At 39.9% G+C, this 19,052-nt stretch carries 13 protein-coding genes and 2 tRNA genes; 9 read left to right on the forward strand and 6 right to left on the reverse strand.

Annotated elements, in window-relative coordinates:
- Positions 1 to 35 precede the first annotated feature (35 nt).
- Entirely contained in the window at positions 36 to 737 is a 702-nt protein-coding gene (locus tag NU887_RS11375; protein ID WP_258423493.1) for an NUDIX hydrolase, read from the reverse strand.
- A gap of 277 nt (positions 738 to 1,014) precedes the next feature.
- On the opposite strand from NU887_RS11375, the gene NU887_RS11380 reads away from it, so the two are divergent.
- The 4 genes from NU887_RS11380 to ffh all read left to right on the forward strand — a co-directional run bounded on the left by NU887_RS11380 (position 1,015) and on the right by ffh (position 6,531).
- Positions 1,015 to 2,565 carry an alpha-N-arabinofuranosidase gene (locus tag NU887_RS11380; protein WP_258423494.1) on the forward strand — a complete coding sequence of 517 codons (1,551 nt, stop codon included), beginning with the start codon at positions 1,015 to 1,017 and terminating at the stop codon, positions 2,563 to 2,565.
- A 27-nt stretch (positions 2,566 to 2,592) separates the two neighbouring features.
- Complete coding sequence (locus tag NU887_RS11385) at positions 2,593 to 4,257, forward strand: ribulokinase (RefSeq protein ID WP_258423495.1); 1,665 nt, start codon at positions 2,593 to 2,595, stop codon at positions 4,255 to 4,257.
- A gap of 72 nt (positions 4,258 to 4,329) precedes the next feature.
- Positions 4,330 to 5,034 carry an L-ribulose-5-phosphate 4-epimerase gene (locus tag NU887_RS11390; RefSeq protein WP_258423496.1) on the forward strand — a complete coding sequence of 235 codons (705 nt, stop codon included), beginning with the start codon at positions 4,330 to 4,332 and terminating at the stop codon, positions 5,032 to 5,034.
- Positions 5,035 to 5,193: 159 nt separating this feature from the next.
- On the forward strand, positions 5,194 to 6,531 hold the full coding sequence (ffh, locus tag NU887_RS11395) for a signal recognition particle protein (RefSeq protein ID WP_258423497.1): 1,338 nt from the start codon (positions 5,194 to 5,196) through the stop codon (positions 6,529 to 6,531).
- A gap of 76 nt (positions 6,532 to 6,607) precedes the next feature.
- Here the strand turns inward: ffh and dprA are convergent, their stop codons facing one another.
- The 5 genes from dprA to NU887_RS11420 all read right to left on the reverse strand — a co-directional run bounded on the left by dprA (position 6,608) and on the right by NU887_RS11420 (position 10,605).
- Positions 6,608 to 7,735, reverse strand: a complete 1,128-nt coding sequence (gene dprA, locus NU887_RS11400) for a DNA-processing protein DprA (RefSeq protein ID WP_258423498.1) — start codon at positions 7,733 to 7,735, stop codon at positions 6,608 to 6,610.
- Positions 7,719 to 8,069, reverse strand: coding sequence for a MerR family transcriptional regulator (locus tag NU887_RS11405; RefSeq protein WP_258423499.1), 351 nt, complete (start codon positions 8,067 to 8,069; stop codon positions 7,719 to 7,721). Before NU887_RS11405 ends, dprA begins: the two co-directional genes overlap by 17 nt.
- 47 nt (positions 8,070 to 8,116) lie before the next feature.
- Positions 8,117 to 8,449, reverse strand: a complete 333-nt coding sequence (locus NU887_RS11410) for an L-rhamnose mutarotase (protein WP_258423500.1) — start codon at positions 8,447 to 8,449, stop codon at positions 8,117 to 8,119.
- 63 nt (positions 8,450 to 8,512) lie between these two features.
- Positions 8,513 to 10,024, reverse strand: coding sequence for a flotillin family protein (locus NU887_RS11415; RefSeq protein WP_258423501.1), 1,512 nt, complete (start codon positions 10,022 to 10,024; stop codon positions 8,513 to 8,515).
- 14 nt (positions 10,025 to 10,038) lie between these two features.
- Entirely contained in the window at positions 10,039 to 10,605 is a 567-nt protein-coding gene (locus NU887_RS11420) for a serine protease (protein WP_258423502.1), read from the reverse strand.
- Positions 10,606 to 10,948: 343 nt separating this feature from the next.
- Here NU887_RS11420 and NU887_RS11425 point away from each other — a divergent pair, with 343 nt between their 5' ends.
- From NU887_RS11425 to NU887_RS11445, 5 genes are all read left to right on the forward strand, one after another.
- On the forward strand, positions 10,949 to 14,077 hold the full coding sequence (locus tag NU887_RS11425; protein WP_258423503.1) for a PKD domain-containing protein: 3,129 nt from the start codon (positions 10,949 to 10,951) through the stop codon (positions 14,075 to 14,077).
- A 234-nt stretch (positions 14,078 to 14,311) separates the two neighbouring features.
- Positions 14,312 to 17,449, forward strand: coding sequence for a PKD domain-containing protein (locus NU887_RS11430; RefSeq protein ID WP_258423504.1), 3,138 nt, complete (start codon positions 14,312 to 14,314; stop codon positions 17,447 to 17,449).
- Between the two features lie 97 nt (positions 17,450 to 17,546).
- Positions 17,547 to 18,563, forward strand: a complete 1,017-nt coding sequence (gene galE, locus NU887_RS11435; RefSeq protein ID WP_258423505.1) for a UDP-glucose 4-epimerase GalE — start codon at positions 17,547 to 17,549, stop codon at positions 18,561 to 18,563.
- A 140-nt stretch (positions 18,564 to 18,703) separates the two neighbouring features.
- A tRNA-Asp gene (locus tag NU887_RS11440) sits at positions 18,704 to 18,777 on the forward strand.
- Positions 18,778 to 18,802: 25 nt separating this feature from the next.
- Positions 18,803 to 18,876 (forward strand) — tRNA-Asp (locus NU887_RS11445).
- Positions 18,877 to 19,052: the final 176 nt, after the last annotated feature.

Consider the following 19,052-nt stretch of genomic DNA (forward strand, 5'->3'; position numbering starts at 1 on the left):
GACAATTTAAAAATAGAAAATCAAAATTAATCCTTTCATCCGTTGATTTCAGTAAGCGGAATAAAATTTTGGATGGACAATAGGGTGTCTTTATATTGCTTTTCGTCCAAAGAATAATAAAAAGCCCCTTTCTTTGAGTTTAGCTTGTCCTTGTCATTTTCTTTATTCAAAAGATTGGTAGAAAGTACTTTGCGGGTGAAATTTCTTTTGTCAAATTTTGTGTTATAGAGACCCTCATACATGTTTTGCAATTGCGGAAGCGTAAATTTATCAGGAAGTAACTCAAAAAGGATCGGGTGAAAAGCTGCTTTATACCGCAATTTGTTCAATGCAATTTCTACCATTTCCTGATGGTCAAAAATGAGTTGTGGAAGTTCTTTCATAGGAAACCACCTCGCATGAAAATCATCATTGATTTGTTGTTGGTATTTTTTGATATCGATCAGTGCAACGTATGTCACTGCGATCACTCTTTCGATCGGATCCCGATTTGGCCTGCTAAATGACTTCAATTCTTCCAGATAAATATCCTGAAGTCCGGTCAATTGTTTCAATATCCTTTTGGCCGCCTCATCCAAAGATTCCTCTGGTTGCAAAAAGCCTCCCATCAATGACCACTTTTCCTTTTCCGGAGCAAAACCACGTTGGATCAAAAGCAATTTGTATTCCGATCCATCAAATCCAAATACAATACTGTCTACGGCGACAAGAATCCTGGTTTGGTTAGAATATTTCATTTTTTCTTGGAAATCTATCTGAAATTAAGCTTTCAAAAGATATGTAAAATATTAGATTAAACACAAAGGTGAGACTTTTTGGAATCCCGATGATCATCCCAATTGAAATGGTATGTATTAAATAGGAGAAAATTATTAGTGTAATATATACATTTAATATTTGTTGCTTCAGGTTTATTTTCTAATATTAGATTATGTTTTGCCTAGGAAAAATAGGAGACAAGTTTATCCAATTAAGAAATAGATTTATATAAATACACCTCAAATACTTACAATAATGAAAACAATTGTTTTTAAAGGAATTACCGCTTTGGCAGCATTCCTGATTTCTTTTATATCAACAGCTCAGACCAACAGGTTAATCGTCAATGCTGATCAGGGAAGTGTCATTATCAATAAGCATATTTATGGTCATTTTGCAGAGCATTTAGGAAGAAATATCTATGGTGGAATCTGGGTTGGACCTGATTCCAAAATTCCCAATGAAGAAGGGTATCGATTGGATGTTATGAAAGCAATCCAAAAATTGGAGATCCCAAATCTGCGTTGGCCGGGAGGTTGCTTTGCTGACGAATACCATTGGACAGATGGAATCGGTAATCCAAAAGACCGCCCTACCATGATCAATACCCATTGGGGTGGGGTAGTTGAGGACAATTCATTCGGAACACATGAATTCATGAATTTTGCCAAAAAAATCGGTGCTGAACCATATATCACGGGTAATGTCGGAAGCGGTTCGGTCGATGAAATGTCCAAATGGATCGAATATATCAATTTTGACGGGGTCAGCCCAATGTCTAACCTCAGAAAGAGAAACGGTCAAGATGAACCTTGGAATATCAAATATTGGGGTGTTGGAAATGAAAACTGGGGCTGCGGCGGCAATATGACAGCGGAATATTATGCCAATGAATACAGAAGATACGCAACCTATGCGAGGGATTATGGGGCAAATAAATTGTATAAAATCGCAGGTGGAGCAAACAGTAATGATTACAACTGGACAGAAGTTTTAATGAAAAACATTCCTCTCAATATGATGGATGGGCTTTCAGTACATTACTATACCATGACTGGATCTTGGACTGATAAAAAGTCAGCCACTGTTTTTGACAGAGAAACATATTTGGAAACCTTGAGAAAAGCTGCAGGAATTGAGGAATTGATAGAGCGCCATGGCGCTATCATGGACCAATATGATCCTGAAAAAAGAATAGGAATGATCGTGGATGAGTGGGGAACTTGGTATCAGGTTGAGCCTGGAACTAATCCGGGATTCCTTTACCAACAAAATACCATGCGAGATGCACACGTGGCGGCTATTTCCCTGAATATTTTCAACAAGCATGCTGACAGAGTACATATGGCTAATTTGGCCCAAACGGTCAACGTGCTGCAGGCCATCATACTTACCAATGACACAGACATGATTCTTACTCCAACCTACCATGTTTTTGATCTGTATAAGCCACATAAAGATGCCACTTTGCTTTCCCACCATCTTGTGACGGAAGAAGTGTCTTATGGCAAAGAAAAATTGGAAGCTTTGAATGTTTCTACTTCCAAATCTCCCGACGGAACAGTTAACATCAGCATTGCAAATATTCATCCAGACAAGAAAATAGACCTTGATGTAGTGTTGAGAGGGATTTCAGCCAAGAGTGTAACAGCGGAATATGTGACGGCTCCGTCAATCGATTCTTACAATACTTTTGAAAAAAAGGAGGTAGTCAAAAAAGCAGCTTTCAAAGATTTCAAATTGGACAAGGACAACCTGAAAATTGCTGTTCCGGCCAATTCTGTTTTAATGGTAAGAGTAAAATAATTGAATAAGTTTTAGTAAGTAATTAATATGGGGGATCAATATGTAATTGGCTTGGACTATGGGACTGATTCTGTCAGGGCAGTTTTGGTAAACGCAAAAAACGGAGAAAGTATAGCAAGCCACGTTGTTTTATACCCAAGATGGAAAGCCGGTAAGTACTGCAATCCAGTAGAAAACCAATTCAGGCAACATCCATTGGATCATTTGGAGGGATTAGAAGCGAGTGTCAAAGGTGTGATGGAAAAATCAAAAATCCCTGCTTCACAAGTCAAAGCCATCTGTGTGGATACCACAGGTTCTTCCCCTTTGCCTGTAGATAATAAAGGCCAATCCCTGGCTATGAATCCTGCATTTGCAGAAAACCCAAATGCCATGATGGTACTTTGGAAAGACCATACGGCCAACAAGGAAGCGGATGAAATTAACCATATCGCCCGAACTTGGGGAGGGGAGGATTACACCAAATACGAAGGTGGAATTTACTCATCAGAGTGGTTTTGGTCTAAAATATTACATGTCGTAAGAGAGGACCAAAAGGTGGCTGATGCGGGGTTTTCCTGGATGGAACATTGTGATTATATCACTGCACAATTGATTGGAAATGAAGATCCTTTGACACTAAAGCGAAGCAGGTGTGCTGCAGGACATAAGGCCCTTTGGCATGAAATCTGGGGAGGTTTGCCTCCAAAAGAGTTTTTGGGATTATTTCATCCTTACTTAGCCTCATTAAGAGATCGTCTATATTCCGAAACCTTTACTTCAGATAATCAGGCAGGGAAACTTAGCAAAAATTGGGCAGAAAGGTTGGGATTGACAACAGACACAGTTGTGGCTGTAGGAACTTTTGATGCCCATGCAGGCGCTGTCGGCGGTGAGATATCAGAAAATACCCTTATCAAAGTGATGGGAACCTCCACTTGTGACATCATGATTACTTCAAAAGAGAATCTTGGGGAAAACTTGATCCAAGGTATTTGTGGGCAAGTGGATGGGTCGGTTATCCCCGGCATGATCGGTTTGGAAGCGGGTCAATCAGGTTTTGGGGATGTTTTGGCTTGGTTTAGGGAGTTGATTACCAAACCAAGTATCGATTTGATCCAAAAAAGTATTCATTTGGATGAAGGCCAAAAAGCAAAACTGATTGAAGAAGTTCAAGAAAATTTGATAGCCCAACTTTCTGAAGAAGCACTCAAAATTCCTGTAAATGAATCTAAAATCGTTGCACTTGATTGGATCAATGGTAGAAGGACTCCTGACGCCAACCAAGCTTTGAAAGGAGCGATTATGGGTTTGAATATGGGTTCGGATGCAGCGAGGGTTTTCAAATCCTTGGTGGAAGCCATCAGCTTTGGTTCCAAGAAGATTGTGGACAGGTTTGAAGAAGAAGGGGTAAAAATCGAGACAGTAATTGGAATGGGCGGAGTGGCCAAGAAATCCAAACTAGTGATGCAGACATTGGCAGATGTGCTTAATATGCCCATAAAAGTGGCCGCATCAGACCAAGCACCGGCTTTAGGTGCAGCCATATATGCAGCAGTTGCAGCAGGAATCCATCCAGATACACAATCAGCAATCAAGGTAATGAGCAATGGATTTGATGAGGTTTATTATCCAATTCCAGCAAACGTGCAACAATACAAAATGCTGTACGCGGAATATGGGAAGTTTGGAAAATTTGTGGAAGGAAAATAAAGAATGAAGCTACAGTCTTCTTATTACTTCAATTCGAGTTTTTAATTAACAAAAAAATAGACAATTTAGAACATGTCAATATATCTCACTCTCAAACAAGAATGCTACAATGCCAATATGCAATTGCCAAAATTGGATCTCGTAGTCTACACGTTTGGGAATGTCAGTGCTGTGGACAGGGAAAAAGGTGTTTTCGCCATTAAGCCTAGCGGAGTTCCTTATGAGGAACTGAAAGTTGAGGATATTGTGATTGTTGATTTTGACAATAACATCATTGAAGGAAATATGCGTCCTTCCTCGGATACCAAGACTCACGCCTTTCTTTACAAAAACTGGAAAAACATTGGTGGAATCTGCCACACCCATTCAACTTATGCTGTTTCATGGGCACAGGCGCAAAGGGATATCCCGATTTTTGGAACGACACATGCTGATCATTTGACAGTAGATATTCCTTGTGCACCACCTATGTCTGATGATTTGATCCAAGGTGATTACGAACACAATACCGGTCAACAGATTTTGGACTGCTTTGTATCCAAAGGGTTAAACCCTGAAGAAGTCGAAATGGTGCTGATTGGAAATCACGGTCCATTTGCTTGGGGAAAAAATGCCGCTAAAGCAGTTTACAATAGCAAAGTGATGGAAGAAATCGCCAGAATGGCTTATCTGACCTTACAGATCAATCCCAATGCCCCAAGGCTTAAAGATGCCTTGATAAAAAAACATTTTGAAAGGAAGCATGGAAAGGATGCTTACTATGGCCAAGGTTGTTAAGGCAGGCAATCCAAAATAAATAACTATTACCCTATTAGCCGGTGGCCAGACTACAAAAAACCTTTTGCCAAATTTTTTCAAATCCAATTACCTAATACCATGTTCAATTCTCCCTTTCACAAATAAATTCTTATTTTTGCCTCAAATAGATAATGAAGCATGTTCGATAATCTCAGTTCCAAATTAGATAGAGCTTTTAAAACCCTGAAGGGTACGGGTAAAATCACCGAAATCAATGTAGCCACAACGGTAAAGGAAATCCGTAGGGCCTTGATCGATGCCGATGTCAACTATAAAGTAGCCAAAGAAGTAACCGATACCATCAAAGAACAGGCATTGGGCCGGGATGTGTTAATAGCGGTTTCTCCGGGTCAGTTGTTGGTCAAAATTACCCAAGAGGAATTGACCAAATTGATGGGAGGATCCAAGGTGGACATCAACATCAAAGGTGATCCTGCTGTCATTTTGATTTCCGGTCTACAAGGTTCGGGAAAGACCACTTTTTCAGGAAAATTTGCTTCTATGCTTAAGAAGCAGGGTAGGCAGGTATTGTTGGTAGCTTGTGATATTTACAGACCTGCGGCAATCGATCAGCTCAAAGTATTGGGAGAGCAGATAGGGGTAGAAGTATATGCAGAGCCTGAAAATAAAAATGCGCTGGAAATTGCCAATCGAGCCATTGATTACGCCAAAAAGAATGGTAAGAAAATAGTCATTGTCGATACAGCAGGTCGATTGGCCGTGGACGAAGTGATGATGAAAGAAATAGAGGCTTTGAAAAAGGCGCTCAATCCTTCCGAAACATTGTTTGTGGTCGATTCAATGACAGGTCAGGATGCGGTAAACACCGCTAAGACTTTTGACGAAAGACTGAATTTTGACGGGGTGGTATTGACCAAATTAGATGGTGATACCCGAGGTGGTGCCGCGATTTCGATCAGACACGTAGTCAACAAGCCTATCAAATTTATCTCCACAGGTGAGAAAATGGAGAACATTGATGTTTTCCATCCTGACCGTATGGCGCAAAGGATTTTGGGAATGGGAGATGTGATTTCATTGGTCGAAAGAGCACAACAATCTTTCGATGAAGATGAAGCCAAAAGAATCAATGCCAAGATCAGAAAAAATCAATTCAACTTTGATGATTTTCTTTCCCAACTCGAGCAGATCAAAAAGATGGGAAATATCAAGGATTTGATGGGTATGATTCCCGGAATGGGAAAAGCAATGAAAGGAATGGATATTGATGATGATTCATTCAAACCCATTGAAGCCATAATCCGGAGCATGACACCTAAAGAAAGGGAGGATCCGGATATCATTGATGGGAATAGAAGAAAAAGAATTGCGAATGGCAGTGGAAGAACCATCACGGAAGTCAATAACCTGATGAAGCAGTTTGCTGATATGAGGAAAATGATGAAGCAGATGAATAAAATGGGGGGAGCACAAAAAGCCCTTGGGGGACTGATGCCAAAAATGGGCAGGAGATAAAAAATTTAGAATACAAATCAGACAAAAAATCCCCTTTTGGAAAAAAGGGGATTTTTTGTCTTTAAATCAGGAGGTTTTATTGAGTCAATTTATACTTTTTTCCAGGTAATGATTTTATAATTCCCTCAAATTCAAGGTTTAATAGTGCAGATGCTAAACTTGAAATAGAGATATTCAGTAAAATGGCCAACTGATCGATTTCCAGTTCTTTCTTTTCAAGAAGAATTGTCAAAACAGCTTCTTCTTCCTCATTATACTTTGTCAGATCTAGTATTTTATTTTTGGTATTAGTGGTTGTCAAGTTATCCTTTGACCAAGAAAGCGCCTCTTCAAGATCCCTGGGGCCTGTATAGATAGTGGCCTTCATAGTACGGATCAGATTGTTGCAACCTTCACTAAAAGTGGAAAGAAGGTTTCCCGGCACAGCAAAAACTTCCTTATTGTAACTGAAAGCAATCTCTGCAGTAATCAATGCCCCGCCTTTTTGGGCAGCTTCCACCACAATTACAGCATCTGATAAGCCTGAGATGATTCTATTTCTTTTTGGAAAATTGCTTGGATGCATGACAGTGCCTGGAGGGTATTCACTGATAAGGCCACTACCGGATTCGATCATTTGTTCGGCAGTGTTTTTATGCAAAGCAGGATAAATCTGATCTACTGATGATCCCAATATGCCAAATGTCAGTAAATTATTGGCCAATGCCGCTTTATGTGCTTCGATATCAATTCCATATGCCAAACCACTGATGACGGTAGCGTGATAAGGGCTCATATCCTCAATGATTTTTTTGGTAATATTTTTACCATATTCAGTCGCATTTCTTGTGCCCACTATTGCCAAAGTCCTGTTAGGGTTGAGGTTTATATTTCCTTTGGTATACAAGACCATAGGGCAGTCATCCATGACTTTGAGCCTTGCTGGAAAGTTTTGGTCTGAAAAGGTTAATATCCGGATTCCTTTCTTTTGACAATTGGAGATGATTTCCGAAGCTTCCCTGATGTATTGATCCTTATCCTTTCTGATTTCAGAAAGTTTTTTGTTAACTCGTGGGATTTTTGAAATTTTTCCGGGAGGAAGGTCAAAAAAATCCTTGGCTGAGCCTGTGTAGGCTAAGATGTTTCTGTATAAAGAAGGACCGATTTTAGGGATCAGATTAAGCGCTAACTCAAAAATTAACTCTTCATTATTTGGATTCGACATGCATAGTATCCCGTATTTCTACTAAAAAACGTTTGATTTGATGGAGTCTGTCCACCATTGCCGCTTTGTCAAAAACTTTTTGATGATCACCTCTTATTACTTCTTGTGCACCCTGAAGTGTGTATCCTTTAATTTTTACCAATTGGTAGATATAGCGGATTTTCTCTATATCCTCTTTGGTAAACCTACGGTTGCCTTTTTTATCCTTTTTGGGTTTGATGATGTCAAATTCTCCTTCCCAATAGCGAATTAGGGAAGGGGCAACCTTAAACATGCTAGCTACTTCTCCAATGGAGTAGTATTTTTTTTCGATTTCTTTTTCTTTGTATGGCACGGGTTTAAAGCATTACTTTAACCAAAAATATGAAAAATAATTAATTTTCAACTCTCAAATATTTTTTTCATCAATTGCCATTTACCCTCACCATTACTTCCTGGGAGTCTTTGTTGGTAATTTGACATTAATTTCTCCCATTCCTGCACAATTTGATTATTTGCATCAAGTTCTGCTTTTCGTTCAAAGGAAAAACCCGGTTCTACCTCAATTATCATGAATATTCTATTTTCCCAACGATATAATTCCATTAAAATTATACCTGCATCAGTGAAACTTTGGAGGATTTCAGGCTTTACAGATTTGTGATAAACCTCATATTCTTCAATGAGTTGTGGGTCATTGATTAAATCAAGTGTTAAACAATATTTTTGATTCATATTGGTTTTTGAGATAAATGGCTTTCAGAATAGACTTTTTAATTATTCAGAAAGCCATTTCAATTATTTTTCAGCATTTCCGGGATCTTCTGTGGAGTCTTTGGTTTCTTGGGGACCTTTCAGATAGGATGGTAGATTTAATCCCGCCATATTGAAAAGATCATTCAATGGTGGTACAGTTTTCATTAATCCTGAAACAAAATTTGCAGTAGAACCATTTCCACCATCACCGTTTGCTCCGGAATCCCAAACTGTAATTTTATCTATTTTAATGTTTTTGACTGCATCAACTTGAGTCTTGACAAGTTCAGGTAACTTCTCAATCAATAAAAGTTGGAATGCTTTGTTTGGATCTCCACCTGCAGCATCCACGACTTGCCTATAACCTTCCGCTTGCTTGGTCAATATTTCATAAAGACCTCTTGCCTCTGCGTCCATTTTGGCAAAAATTGCATCTGCCTCACCTTTTGCCTGTTCTCTGATTCTTTCTGCTTCAGCTTGTGCTTCAATGATAGCCTTTTGTTTGGCAATTTCTGTTGGTACGACCACGTTGGCGATTTGGGTTGACCTTTCCCTTTCTGACCTTGCAGCTTCAGCTTTTTGTTCAGCGACATAGGATTCTTCCAATGCCTTTGCCTGCTGTACCTTTTCAGCAGCAAGCGCTGTCCTTTGGGCTTCTGCCTCTCTTTCTCTTCGGATAGCATCTGATTGAGCAATAGAGATTTTAGCTTCATTTTCACCTTTAACTGCCAATGCATTGGCCTCAGAAGTTTTGACCCTTGTATCTCTCTCTGCTTCTGCCTTTCCGATAGACTCGTCTTTGAAGGCTTCGGCAATACTTACTTCTCTTGATTTATTGGTGATGGCTATTTTTACATCTCTGTCACGGTGGGTTTCAGCAATCTGAACATCCCGCTCTCTGTCGGCCATCGCCTTGCCTGTTTCTCCAATCTTTTCCTGTTCTGCTACTGAAATTTTAGCTTCGTTGATAGCTTTTGCAGCAGCTTCCTTGCCCAAAGCCTCGATGTATCCCGATTCGTCTTTGATGTCGGTTACATTTACGTTTATCAACTTAAGACCGATCTTCTTTAATTCTGTGTCAACGTTTTTTGAAATGTTGTCCAAAAATTTGTCCCTGTCTGAATTGATTTCCTCAATAGTCATCGTCGCAATTACCAATCTCAACTGTCCAAAAAGAATGTCCTTAGACAATTCCTGGATTTGGTCAGGAGATAATCCCAACAATCTCTCAGCTGCATTGCCCATACTGTCAGTCTCCGTAGAAATGGCAATGGTAAACCGGCATGGAACATCCACGCGGATATTTTGACGGCTAAGTGCATTGGTCAGATTGGCTTCAATGGATATTGGTTTTAGATCAAGGTATGCATAATCCTGGATCACAGGCCAAATAAAGGCGCCTCCACCGTGAATACATTTTGCAGATGTACCTCCTGTCCGGCCATAGACTACCAATATTTTGTCCGAAGGGCACCTTTTATACCTTGATACCAATGCGGTGATTGAGACAAAAAATACTACTACTGCTGCTACAATAATGTAAATTGTTTCCATATGAGAATTTATTGTTAAAGTTTTTCTACGACAAGGATATTATCAGAATCAATCGATTTTATTTTGACCAAAGTCCCGGATTTAAGACTTTCTGATTCTGTGATGGCCCGAAGTTCTTTGAAAGAACCTTTGATACTTATTTGAACTTTACCGATTCCAGATTTTTTTTCAGGAATTGTCAGATATACCTCACCTGTTTTACCCAGGGTATCTTTGATTTTGAAAGTATTGTCTTCTGCCAGTTTCCGGATTTGGGAAATAATCAAAAAAAACATTGCCACGAATCCAATTCCCACTATCAGGGCAATTAAAATCAACAAGGTTTTATTCTCAAAAACATCATAAAATGAAATCCCTGTCCAACCAAAGCCAAGTAGAAAATGGACCAAATTACGGAATGAGAAGAACTGAAATGGCCCCTGCGCGCCTTCAAGGTTGCTGTCAAAATCCGCCTCAAGACCGTCTGTAGCATCTGCACCGATGAATGTCATGACTGTTTGTACCAAAAAGATCAAAGATGAGGGGATTGCCAAGTACCAGAAGACCTTTAATAAAGTGTCCAATTCGCTAAAATTTTCCATAGTTGTGTCAGGTTTATTTCGCCAAACTAATTAATTTATTAATTGATACAAATATTGAAATGAAAGTTGTTTGAATTTTTTTTTGTCGCTTATCAAAATCAACCAAACCGTGAGAATTTTTTTATATCTTCTTTTCATTCAATAAGGTTGAAAGTTATTTATACAAGACTCGAAATTTTTATTTTTCTACTATTTTGTATAAAAATAGCAACATCAATAAATTGGGTTAAATCAGTTTGGTTAGAGATTTTTAACATGTTATAAAAAGAAAATTGCATTTCGTTCAAAAAATTGTTTTAATACCCAAAAGATTATTTTATATTTTGACCTGAATTTCCAAGTCATGCGAGTTAAAAAATATGCGGTCTTCTTTTTAATGCTAGCAGTGATGCTATTTGCCGGAACTTTTGATGCATTCTCACAAGTGACTACCCTGGGCAAAGAATTCTGGTTCGGGTTCATGGAAAATAACGGGATACCTCCTGAGGCACCTGATCAGGGTATTGTGGTAATTACAGCGAGTGAACCTGCAGATGGTGTTTTGGAATATAATGGAAGATCTTTCCCCTTTTCTTTAGCTACAGGGCAACAGTTTTTTCACCGGATCGATGATTTTGATATTCTACACAGGACCTCAGGGATGATTGAATCCAAAGGGGTCTATATTATTTCTTCAGGAAATGTTTCGGTGTATGCATTCAATGAAAGATTTAGATCTGCTGATGGGACTGTGATTTTACCGATTACCACTTTGGGAAAAGATTATTTTATCACTTCCCATTTTGAGGTGATGACCACGACTGTCAATTATGAAGCAAATCAAAATAATGAAAGCACCCTTTTAGTAGTTGGTGTCGAAAACAACACCAGGGTCGAAATAACACCTTCTGTCTGGACCTTAACAGGTAATGCTCCTTTGGTACCCTTTTTTATCGACCTCAATAGAGGGCAAAGCTATCAAATCAAAGCAAGAGGCGACTTGACGGGAACAAGGGTAAGGGTGGTAGGTGAAAATGTAGAAGAATGTAAAAATCTGGCTGTTTTTGGTGGAAATAAATGGTCTAGTGTAGGTGATTGTGGTCAGGCGAATGACAACTTGTTTCAACAAGCTTATCCTGTAAACACCTGGGGAACTGAATTTTTTCATATTCCCTTGGCAGGAAGATCTTCGGGAGAATTGGTCAAAGTACTCGCCTCTGAAGACAATACTTCTGTTTTTGTGGATGGTGTTTTTAGAGGCAATATCAATTCAGGAAAATTCCTTTCTTTCAACTTCAATGCCAATCAACTTGCTACCATCAGGACTGATAAACCATCATCCGTAACTGTTTTTGCAAAAAGCCAGGCGTGCAATGATCCAAACCTGCCGCTTTTCAATGACGGAGACCCTTTCATGATTACCTATAGTCCCAATCAACAATTGCTGAAAACCATTACTTTCAATGCACTTCAGCTTCCTTCCATCACCAGCCATTATGTCAATATCATAGTAAAAACTGCCTCCAAAGACAGAACACGCCTTGACGGCAATAATGTTGGAAATCAGTTTTTGCAAATTCCGGGAAGTTCTGAATATTCTTATGCAAGGATTCCGATTTTTCAGGGAGCCCATACCATGACAAACCCTGATGGTTTAATCGGATATGTTTATGGTTTTGGATATATAGAATCTTATGGATTTGCAGTGGGAGCAAATTTGGACAATCTCAATTTTGAAACTGAAAATCAATATGATTTTGAGGTCATCGGTGAAAAGGTAGCTTGTTATAACAAAGAAGGATTATGGGAAATCAATCCTGAAAATGAGCTTTTCACCTATTTTGTTTGGGATTTTGGCGATGGATCTGATCCCGTTGTGGGTAAGGAAGTTCCGCATACCTACACTGATCCGGGTGAATATGAAATAAAAATCATCGCAGCCATAAGTGAAAATTCATGCGATGAACAACAAGAAGTGAAATTCAATGTAACAGTTGAAAAAACCGAAGCTGAAATCAGGGGATTGGCAAAAGCCTGTCCCAATGTTGAAGAAATCACTTATGGGTTGGTTACCGATATGGATTTTTCCAAAGTTGATTGGAGGGCAGAAGGAGGCGAAATCATTGATATTGATGAAGAAAATCAACAGGCTACTGTCCGGTGGGGTGCCGCAAATCCAAATGCGAAAATCATTGCTTTGCCTTATACTTCTGAAGGATGTCCAGGTGAAGAAATCGTGTACACAGTTGTCATCAATCCATTGATTGATGCATCAGTTCCCGAAGGGTTGAGCGAAATTTGTTTTGATCCAAATAGGTTGGATGAATATAACGTGCCTTTGGAATATGCCAATCGAGGATATGAATGGTTTATTGAAGGAGGTGAGTTTGTCAATGGAAATGAAGGAAGTAAAATCCAGGTAAGGTGGATTAACCAAGGTATTACTGGCAAGATTTGGTACCGAGAATATAGCTTGTTGGATGATTTTTGTGAAGGAACTTCTCCTAAACTGGAAGTAGTGGTAAATCCGCTGCTTGAGGCTTCTGTTTCTTCCAAAGAAAATGTGCTTTGTTTTGGCCAATCAAACGGTAAAATCGAACTCCTTGTCAAAGGTGGAAAGGCACCTTATAAGTACGAATGGAGTCATGCCCCTACTTTGAATGCCCCAAATGCGCTTAGTCTTCCTTCAGGGAATTATTCTGTGAAGATCACAGATTCATTTGGATGCTTTGTTTTGGTAGAAAACGTGGAAATTACGCAACCTCAATTGCTTGAATTGGTGAGCGTGGATATTGAAGGTACAACCTGTTTTGGAAGGCCTGATGGTATTGCAAATATCATTGTACAAGGTGGGGTTATGCCTTATACGATAGACTTCCCATTGGCCAATATTATTGATGGTAACATTATCCTTGAAGGTCTTGAAGGAACCGCTCAATCCTATTTGGTTACTGATGCCAATGGTTGTAGCATTCCTGTTGCTTTGCAAGTAGAATCACCTATGCCCGCCATTGCAGAAGTCAGGATCCAAAAGGCCAGCTGCCCGGGACAATCAAATGGGGAATTGTATGTGGCTGAAACAAAGGGCATAGGACCATTCTCTTACACATGGCAATACAACAACACTCAAGGTGCTATACTGACAGGTGTTCCAAAAGGAGAATATGAAGTAAGTATACAAGACAGCAGAGGCTGTATCAGTGAAGGAAAAGGCCAAGTAGTAGAAGAAATGCCGGTTTTCAGAATGCCGACAGGTTTTATTCCAAGTGATGGACTGTATGCGCCAGTCGCAAATTGTGAAGTGCCTTTTCTGTTGAAGATTTTTAACAGATGGGGAGGATTGGTTTATTCAGGGGATTCTGGTTGGGATGGAAAAGTCAATGGTGAGGATGCACCAATCGGATCTTATACATATGTTATTTTGTTGGAAGTAAGTGTCAATGGAAAACTGACCACAGCTGAGGATAAAGGAGTTTTTGCATTGCTAAGGTGATTACCCCCTTCTTGAGAACAAGTGAAACCCTTTCTAAGGTATTTTCATTAAGGTCCAAAATGCATGAAGGAAAAAAATCCCTGATTAATCCTCACTAATTCGAATTCTTATAGAAAAATTTTTTCACCTTTTTGTAACAAAACAAGTCAGAAAAGGCTTCCACATTGGGCTTATGTTCATTTTCACGAAATAAAATTGATAAATTACATTTCATAAAATGTATTCTTTTTGAGAATGCTGTACCAAAGTAAAATATCCTCTTATGTTTTGGTTTTGATGCTGTTTCTGGGCTGCTTCAATCCCGTATATGGACAGCTATCCACGATAGGAAGGGAATTTTTCATTGGTTTTATGGAGAACAACCGGATTGTTCCAAATAGAATAGACCAAGCTTCCATCATCATCTCTGCAAGTGAAGACGCAAGCGGTGTCATCCAATACGTAAACAACACCATTCCTTTTTCAATAAAATCAGGCGAACAGTTTGTTTATGATTTCCCCCAAGATGGTTTGGACATCATCCATAGAACCTCTGGAAAAATAGAAAACCTTGGCGTGTATGTCAGTGCAGATGGGAATATTGCAGTCCATGCTTTCAATTTCCGGCAAAGAAGTGCGGACGGCACTGTGATTCTTCCTCTTTCATCCTTGGGTAAAGATTATTTGGTGACAGCCCATGCAGAGCAATTTGCCCCTGGAGTGTCCGGTGGTAGCAATATCAATTATGAAAGCACTCTATTAGTCGTGGCGGTGGAAGATGATACAAATGTCGAAATCACCACGACAACAAGTACTGTCAATACAATTCCACCGGGAGCTCCAATCAATGTGAAACTCAAAAGAGGTGAAAGCTACCAAATCAAAGCCAAAGGAGATCTGACAGGTACCAGGGTAAGGGTTCTCGGTAGTCAGGACGGTGACTGTAAAAACATCGCAGTCTTCGGAGGAAATAAAATGACTTCTGTAGGAACAGATTGTGAAGGGACTACTGGAGACCATTTGTACCAACAGGCTTATCCACTTTTTTCTTGGGGAAAAGAATACATCCATGTTCCCTTGAAGGGCAGAACCTCAGGCGAAATGGTCAAGGTATTGGCATCAGAAAACAACACTCAGATTTTTGTCAATGGTGTTTCTCAAGGGAATCTGAATTCCGGAAAGTTTTCCACCTTTCTTTTTGGACCAGAGGAATTGGCAAACATTACTGCAACAAAACCAATTGCCGTCACTGTTTTTTCAAAAAGTCAATGGTGCAATATCCAAAACGGGCCACTTGCAAGCAACGGCGACCCGACGATGATTACCCTAAGCCCCAATCCACAGTTGATCAAAAGTGTAGCATTTTCTGCAGTGAAAGTGGTAGGAATCATCAACCATTATGTGAATATCATTGCAAAAACCGGTACACAAGGTGGGACGGTTTTGGATGGAGTCAATGTCGGAAATCAATTTTCTCCTGTACCGGGAAATGCAGGATATGTCTATGCCCAAGTAGAGGTATCGGAAGGTGTACATACAATGACCAATCCTGATGGTGTGATCGCTTATGTTTACGGTTCGGGATTTATAGAATCTTATGGCTATTCCGCGGGTGCAAGCCTCTCCAACCTGAATTTTGAAACTGAGGTGAAATATGATTTTGAGGTAGAAGGGGACAAGGTTGCCTGTTTGGGTGAAACGGGTATATGGAAAATCATTCCTTCAAACCCAAAGTTTGAGATTTTTGAGTGGACATTCGGGGACGGAACAGACATGCAGGAAGGGCAGGAAGTCGATCATTTGTTTGAAGAACCGGGTATTTACCAAATCAAAATCGTAGCCTTTACAGGTGACCGTGCCTGTGACCAGATTGAAGAGGCATTTTTTGATGTAGAAGTGGTCGAATCATCCGGAGAAATATCAGGTGCCGACAACGTCTGTCCTTTGATCGATGAAGCAGTTTATGAATTTGTGAATTTCCAAAATACAGGCAAGGTCATTTGGGAAGTCACAGGTGGTGAAATCATTGACTCGGATAAATATTCCGCAAAAATCCGATGGGGTGATTTTGATCCGGAGGCAAAGGTGATAGCCATTCCTGTGACAGATCAGGGATGTCTTGGCAAACTGGTAGAAATGGGGATTTTAATCAATCCTGCCATTGAACCTGAGCTTCCTGAGGGAAGAAGTCAAATTTGTTTTGGTGAAAGCGAGAGTTTCAAATACAAAGTGAAAAACCTGATTCCTGACCGAAAATACCAATGGTTTGTCACCGGTGGTACCATCATTTCAGGCGAAAATGCTACCGAAGTTACAGTAGAATGGCAGGGAGTTGGTTCGCAGGGAGAGATCTGGTTTGAAGAATATAGTGAAATCAATACTTCCTGCGGCGGGGAATCCAAAAGGCTCAAAGTCAAAGTCAATCCGCCGATGGAAGCCAATTTGATAGCTTTCACCGAAGAAATTTGTGCGGGTTCCAATTTGGGTAGAATTGAAATCCTGGCAGGTGGAGGAACAGGGGACTTTACATTTGAATGGTCACATGACCCTTTACTGAAAGGAAATTTGGCAGAAGGATTGGGAATAGGAACATATTCTGTTTTGGTAAAAGACTCAGGGGGCTGCGAAATTCTCTTTGAGAACCTTGAAATTTCATCTTCCGAAGCATTTGAATTGATCGGAACTCCTTCCATTACAAATGCAAGTTGTTTTGACTTGGCGGATGGAAAAGTTGATTTTGAGCTTCGAGGCGGAACAAAGCCATATAGGGTAGAAGGATTTGATTTTGTAGTCACTGAGAATCAATTGGAGGTATTTGGACTTCCAAGAGGTGACCAACGCTTGGTGGTTAAAGATGTAATTGGTTGTGAATTTATTTTGGAGGTAAACATCGATTCTCCACCGGCTATTTCTGTTGACTTTCAAATTCAGAAGTTTGCTTGTTCAGGATTGGCAAATGGCTCTCTTTTGGCCATTCCCCAAGGTGGAGTTGCACCGTTTTTGTTTCTTTGGGATTGGGAAAACAGTAGCGCTCCAAATATCATTGACATACCTTCAGGAGAATATGGATTGACAGTAGAAGATGCCAACGGCTGCCAAAAGAAGGTTTTTGGAAAAATGGAGGAAGGTGTTCCCATTCTGAGGATGCCGACGGGATTTATTCCAAAAGATGGTCTTTTTCAGGGAGTCAGCAACTGTGATCTCCAATTTAGCCTTTGGGTATACGACAAATGGGGAAGTTTAGTCTATGCAGGAGAAAAAGGATGGGATGGGAAAATCGGCGATCAGGATGCTACAATAGGTACCTATACCTATAGGATAGATTACTTCTTCAATATTGAAGGGGAAAAACAAACGCTGCAGCAGCGAGGTTCTTTCACTTTGTTGAAGTAGAATTGAGAAGGCTTTTAATATTTATTGTTGGCAGTATCCTGAGATTAATTAATTTTAGATTTCAAAACATTTTTAAATCATCCTTTTTAATTACATCATGAAAAAAATTTTAATCACCGGCGGTGCCGGATACATCGGTTCTCATACCGCTGTTGCACTTGTCAATTCGGGTTATGAACCTGTCATTGTTGATAATTTTTCCAACTCAGAAAAGTCGGCTTTGGAAGGAATCAAATCGATACTTGGCAGAGAAGTAAAGTCTTATGAAGTGGATTGCCTTGATAAGAACGGCATGGAAAAAGTCTTTCAGGAAAATGATTTTTCAGGAGTCATCCATTTTGCCGCTTCCAAAGCCGTGGGAGAAAGTACAAGGTTGCCTTTGAAATACTATTCCAACAATATCGATTCATTGATTATTCTTTTGGAATTGATGTCAAAATACAAGGTCAAAGACCTCGTTTTCTCCTCGTCATGCACCGTTTACGGCCAACCAAAAGTATTGCCTGTCACAGAAGCCACGCCGAGACAGGACGCAGAGAGTCCCTATGGCAACACCAAGAAGATTTGTGAGGATATCCTAAGGGATTTCATTTTGAGTGGAGCAGCTTCAAGGATTGTTGCCTTGCGGTATTTCAATCCTGTAGGCGCGCATCCAAGTTCGGCGATAGGTGAGTTGCCCATCGGTGTTCCTGCCAACCTGATTCCATTTGTCACCCAAACGGCCGCAGGTATCAGGGAGAAAATCACCGTCTTCGGCAATGATTATGATACTCCTGACGGTACATGTGTCAGGGATTATATCCATGTGATGGACTTGGCGGATGCGCATGTGAAAGCTTTGAAATACCTGTCCGAACAAAAAGATAATTTTTATGACATCTTCAATGTCGGTACGGGTAACGGGAACACTGTTTTGGAAGTCATCAAGACTTTTGAAAAAGTAAGCGGTCAAAAATTGAATTATGAGATTGGCCCAAGACGAACCGGCGATATCGAAAAAGTATGGGCCAATACCGACAAAATCAACAAGGTTTTGGGTTGGGATGCCAAGTATACTTTGGAAGATTCGATGAGAGATTCGTGGAATTGGCAGGTGAAATTGGGGAAGAAATAAAAAATCAATACTGATTTTAAAATTTATATGTTTGAAATAGAATCGAATAGGTAATGATTGGGCAATTTTTCAAAATCATTTTTTGCAAAAAAGCTTCAAATAATTACCTTTGCCACACTCTAAACGAAGAGTATTAAAACGGAGTGGTAGTTCAGCTGGTTAGAATGCCTGCCTGTCACGCAGGAGGTCGCGGGTTCGAGTCCCGTCCATTCCGCATAAAATCTTATTTAATCTAACTTGGAGTGGTAGTTCAGCTGGTTAGAATGCCTGCCTGTCACGCAGGAGGTCGCGGGTTCGAGTCCCGTCCATTCCGCAAAAGCCTCAGATGATCTCTGGGGCTTTTTGTATTTATGGAATATTTCCTTTACATCCTGAAATCAAATTCAGACTAATTTTTTTATGTTGGGTACTCTTCAGATCCTTTCAAGAGATTGGTAAAACATAATTTTCCCTACAAAGGATTAACTTGTAATAAGCAACCTTGGGAAA

The organism is Aquiflexum gelatinilyticum (assembly GCF_024741135.1).
In the GTDB taxonomy this organism is placed as follows: Bacteria; Bacteroidota; Bacteroidia; order Cytophagales; family Cyclobacteriaceae; genus Cognataquiflexum; species Cognataquiflexum gelatinilyticum.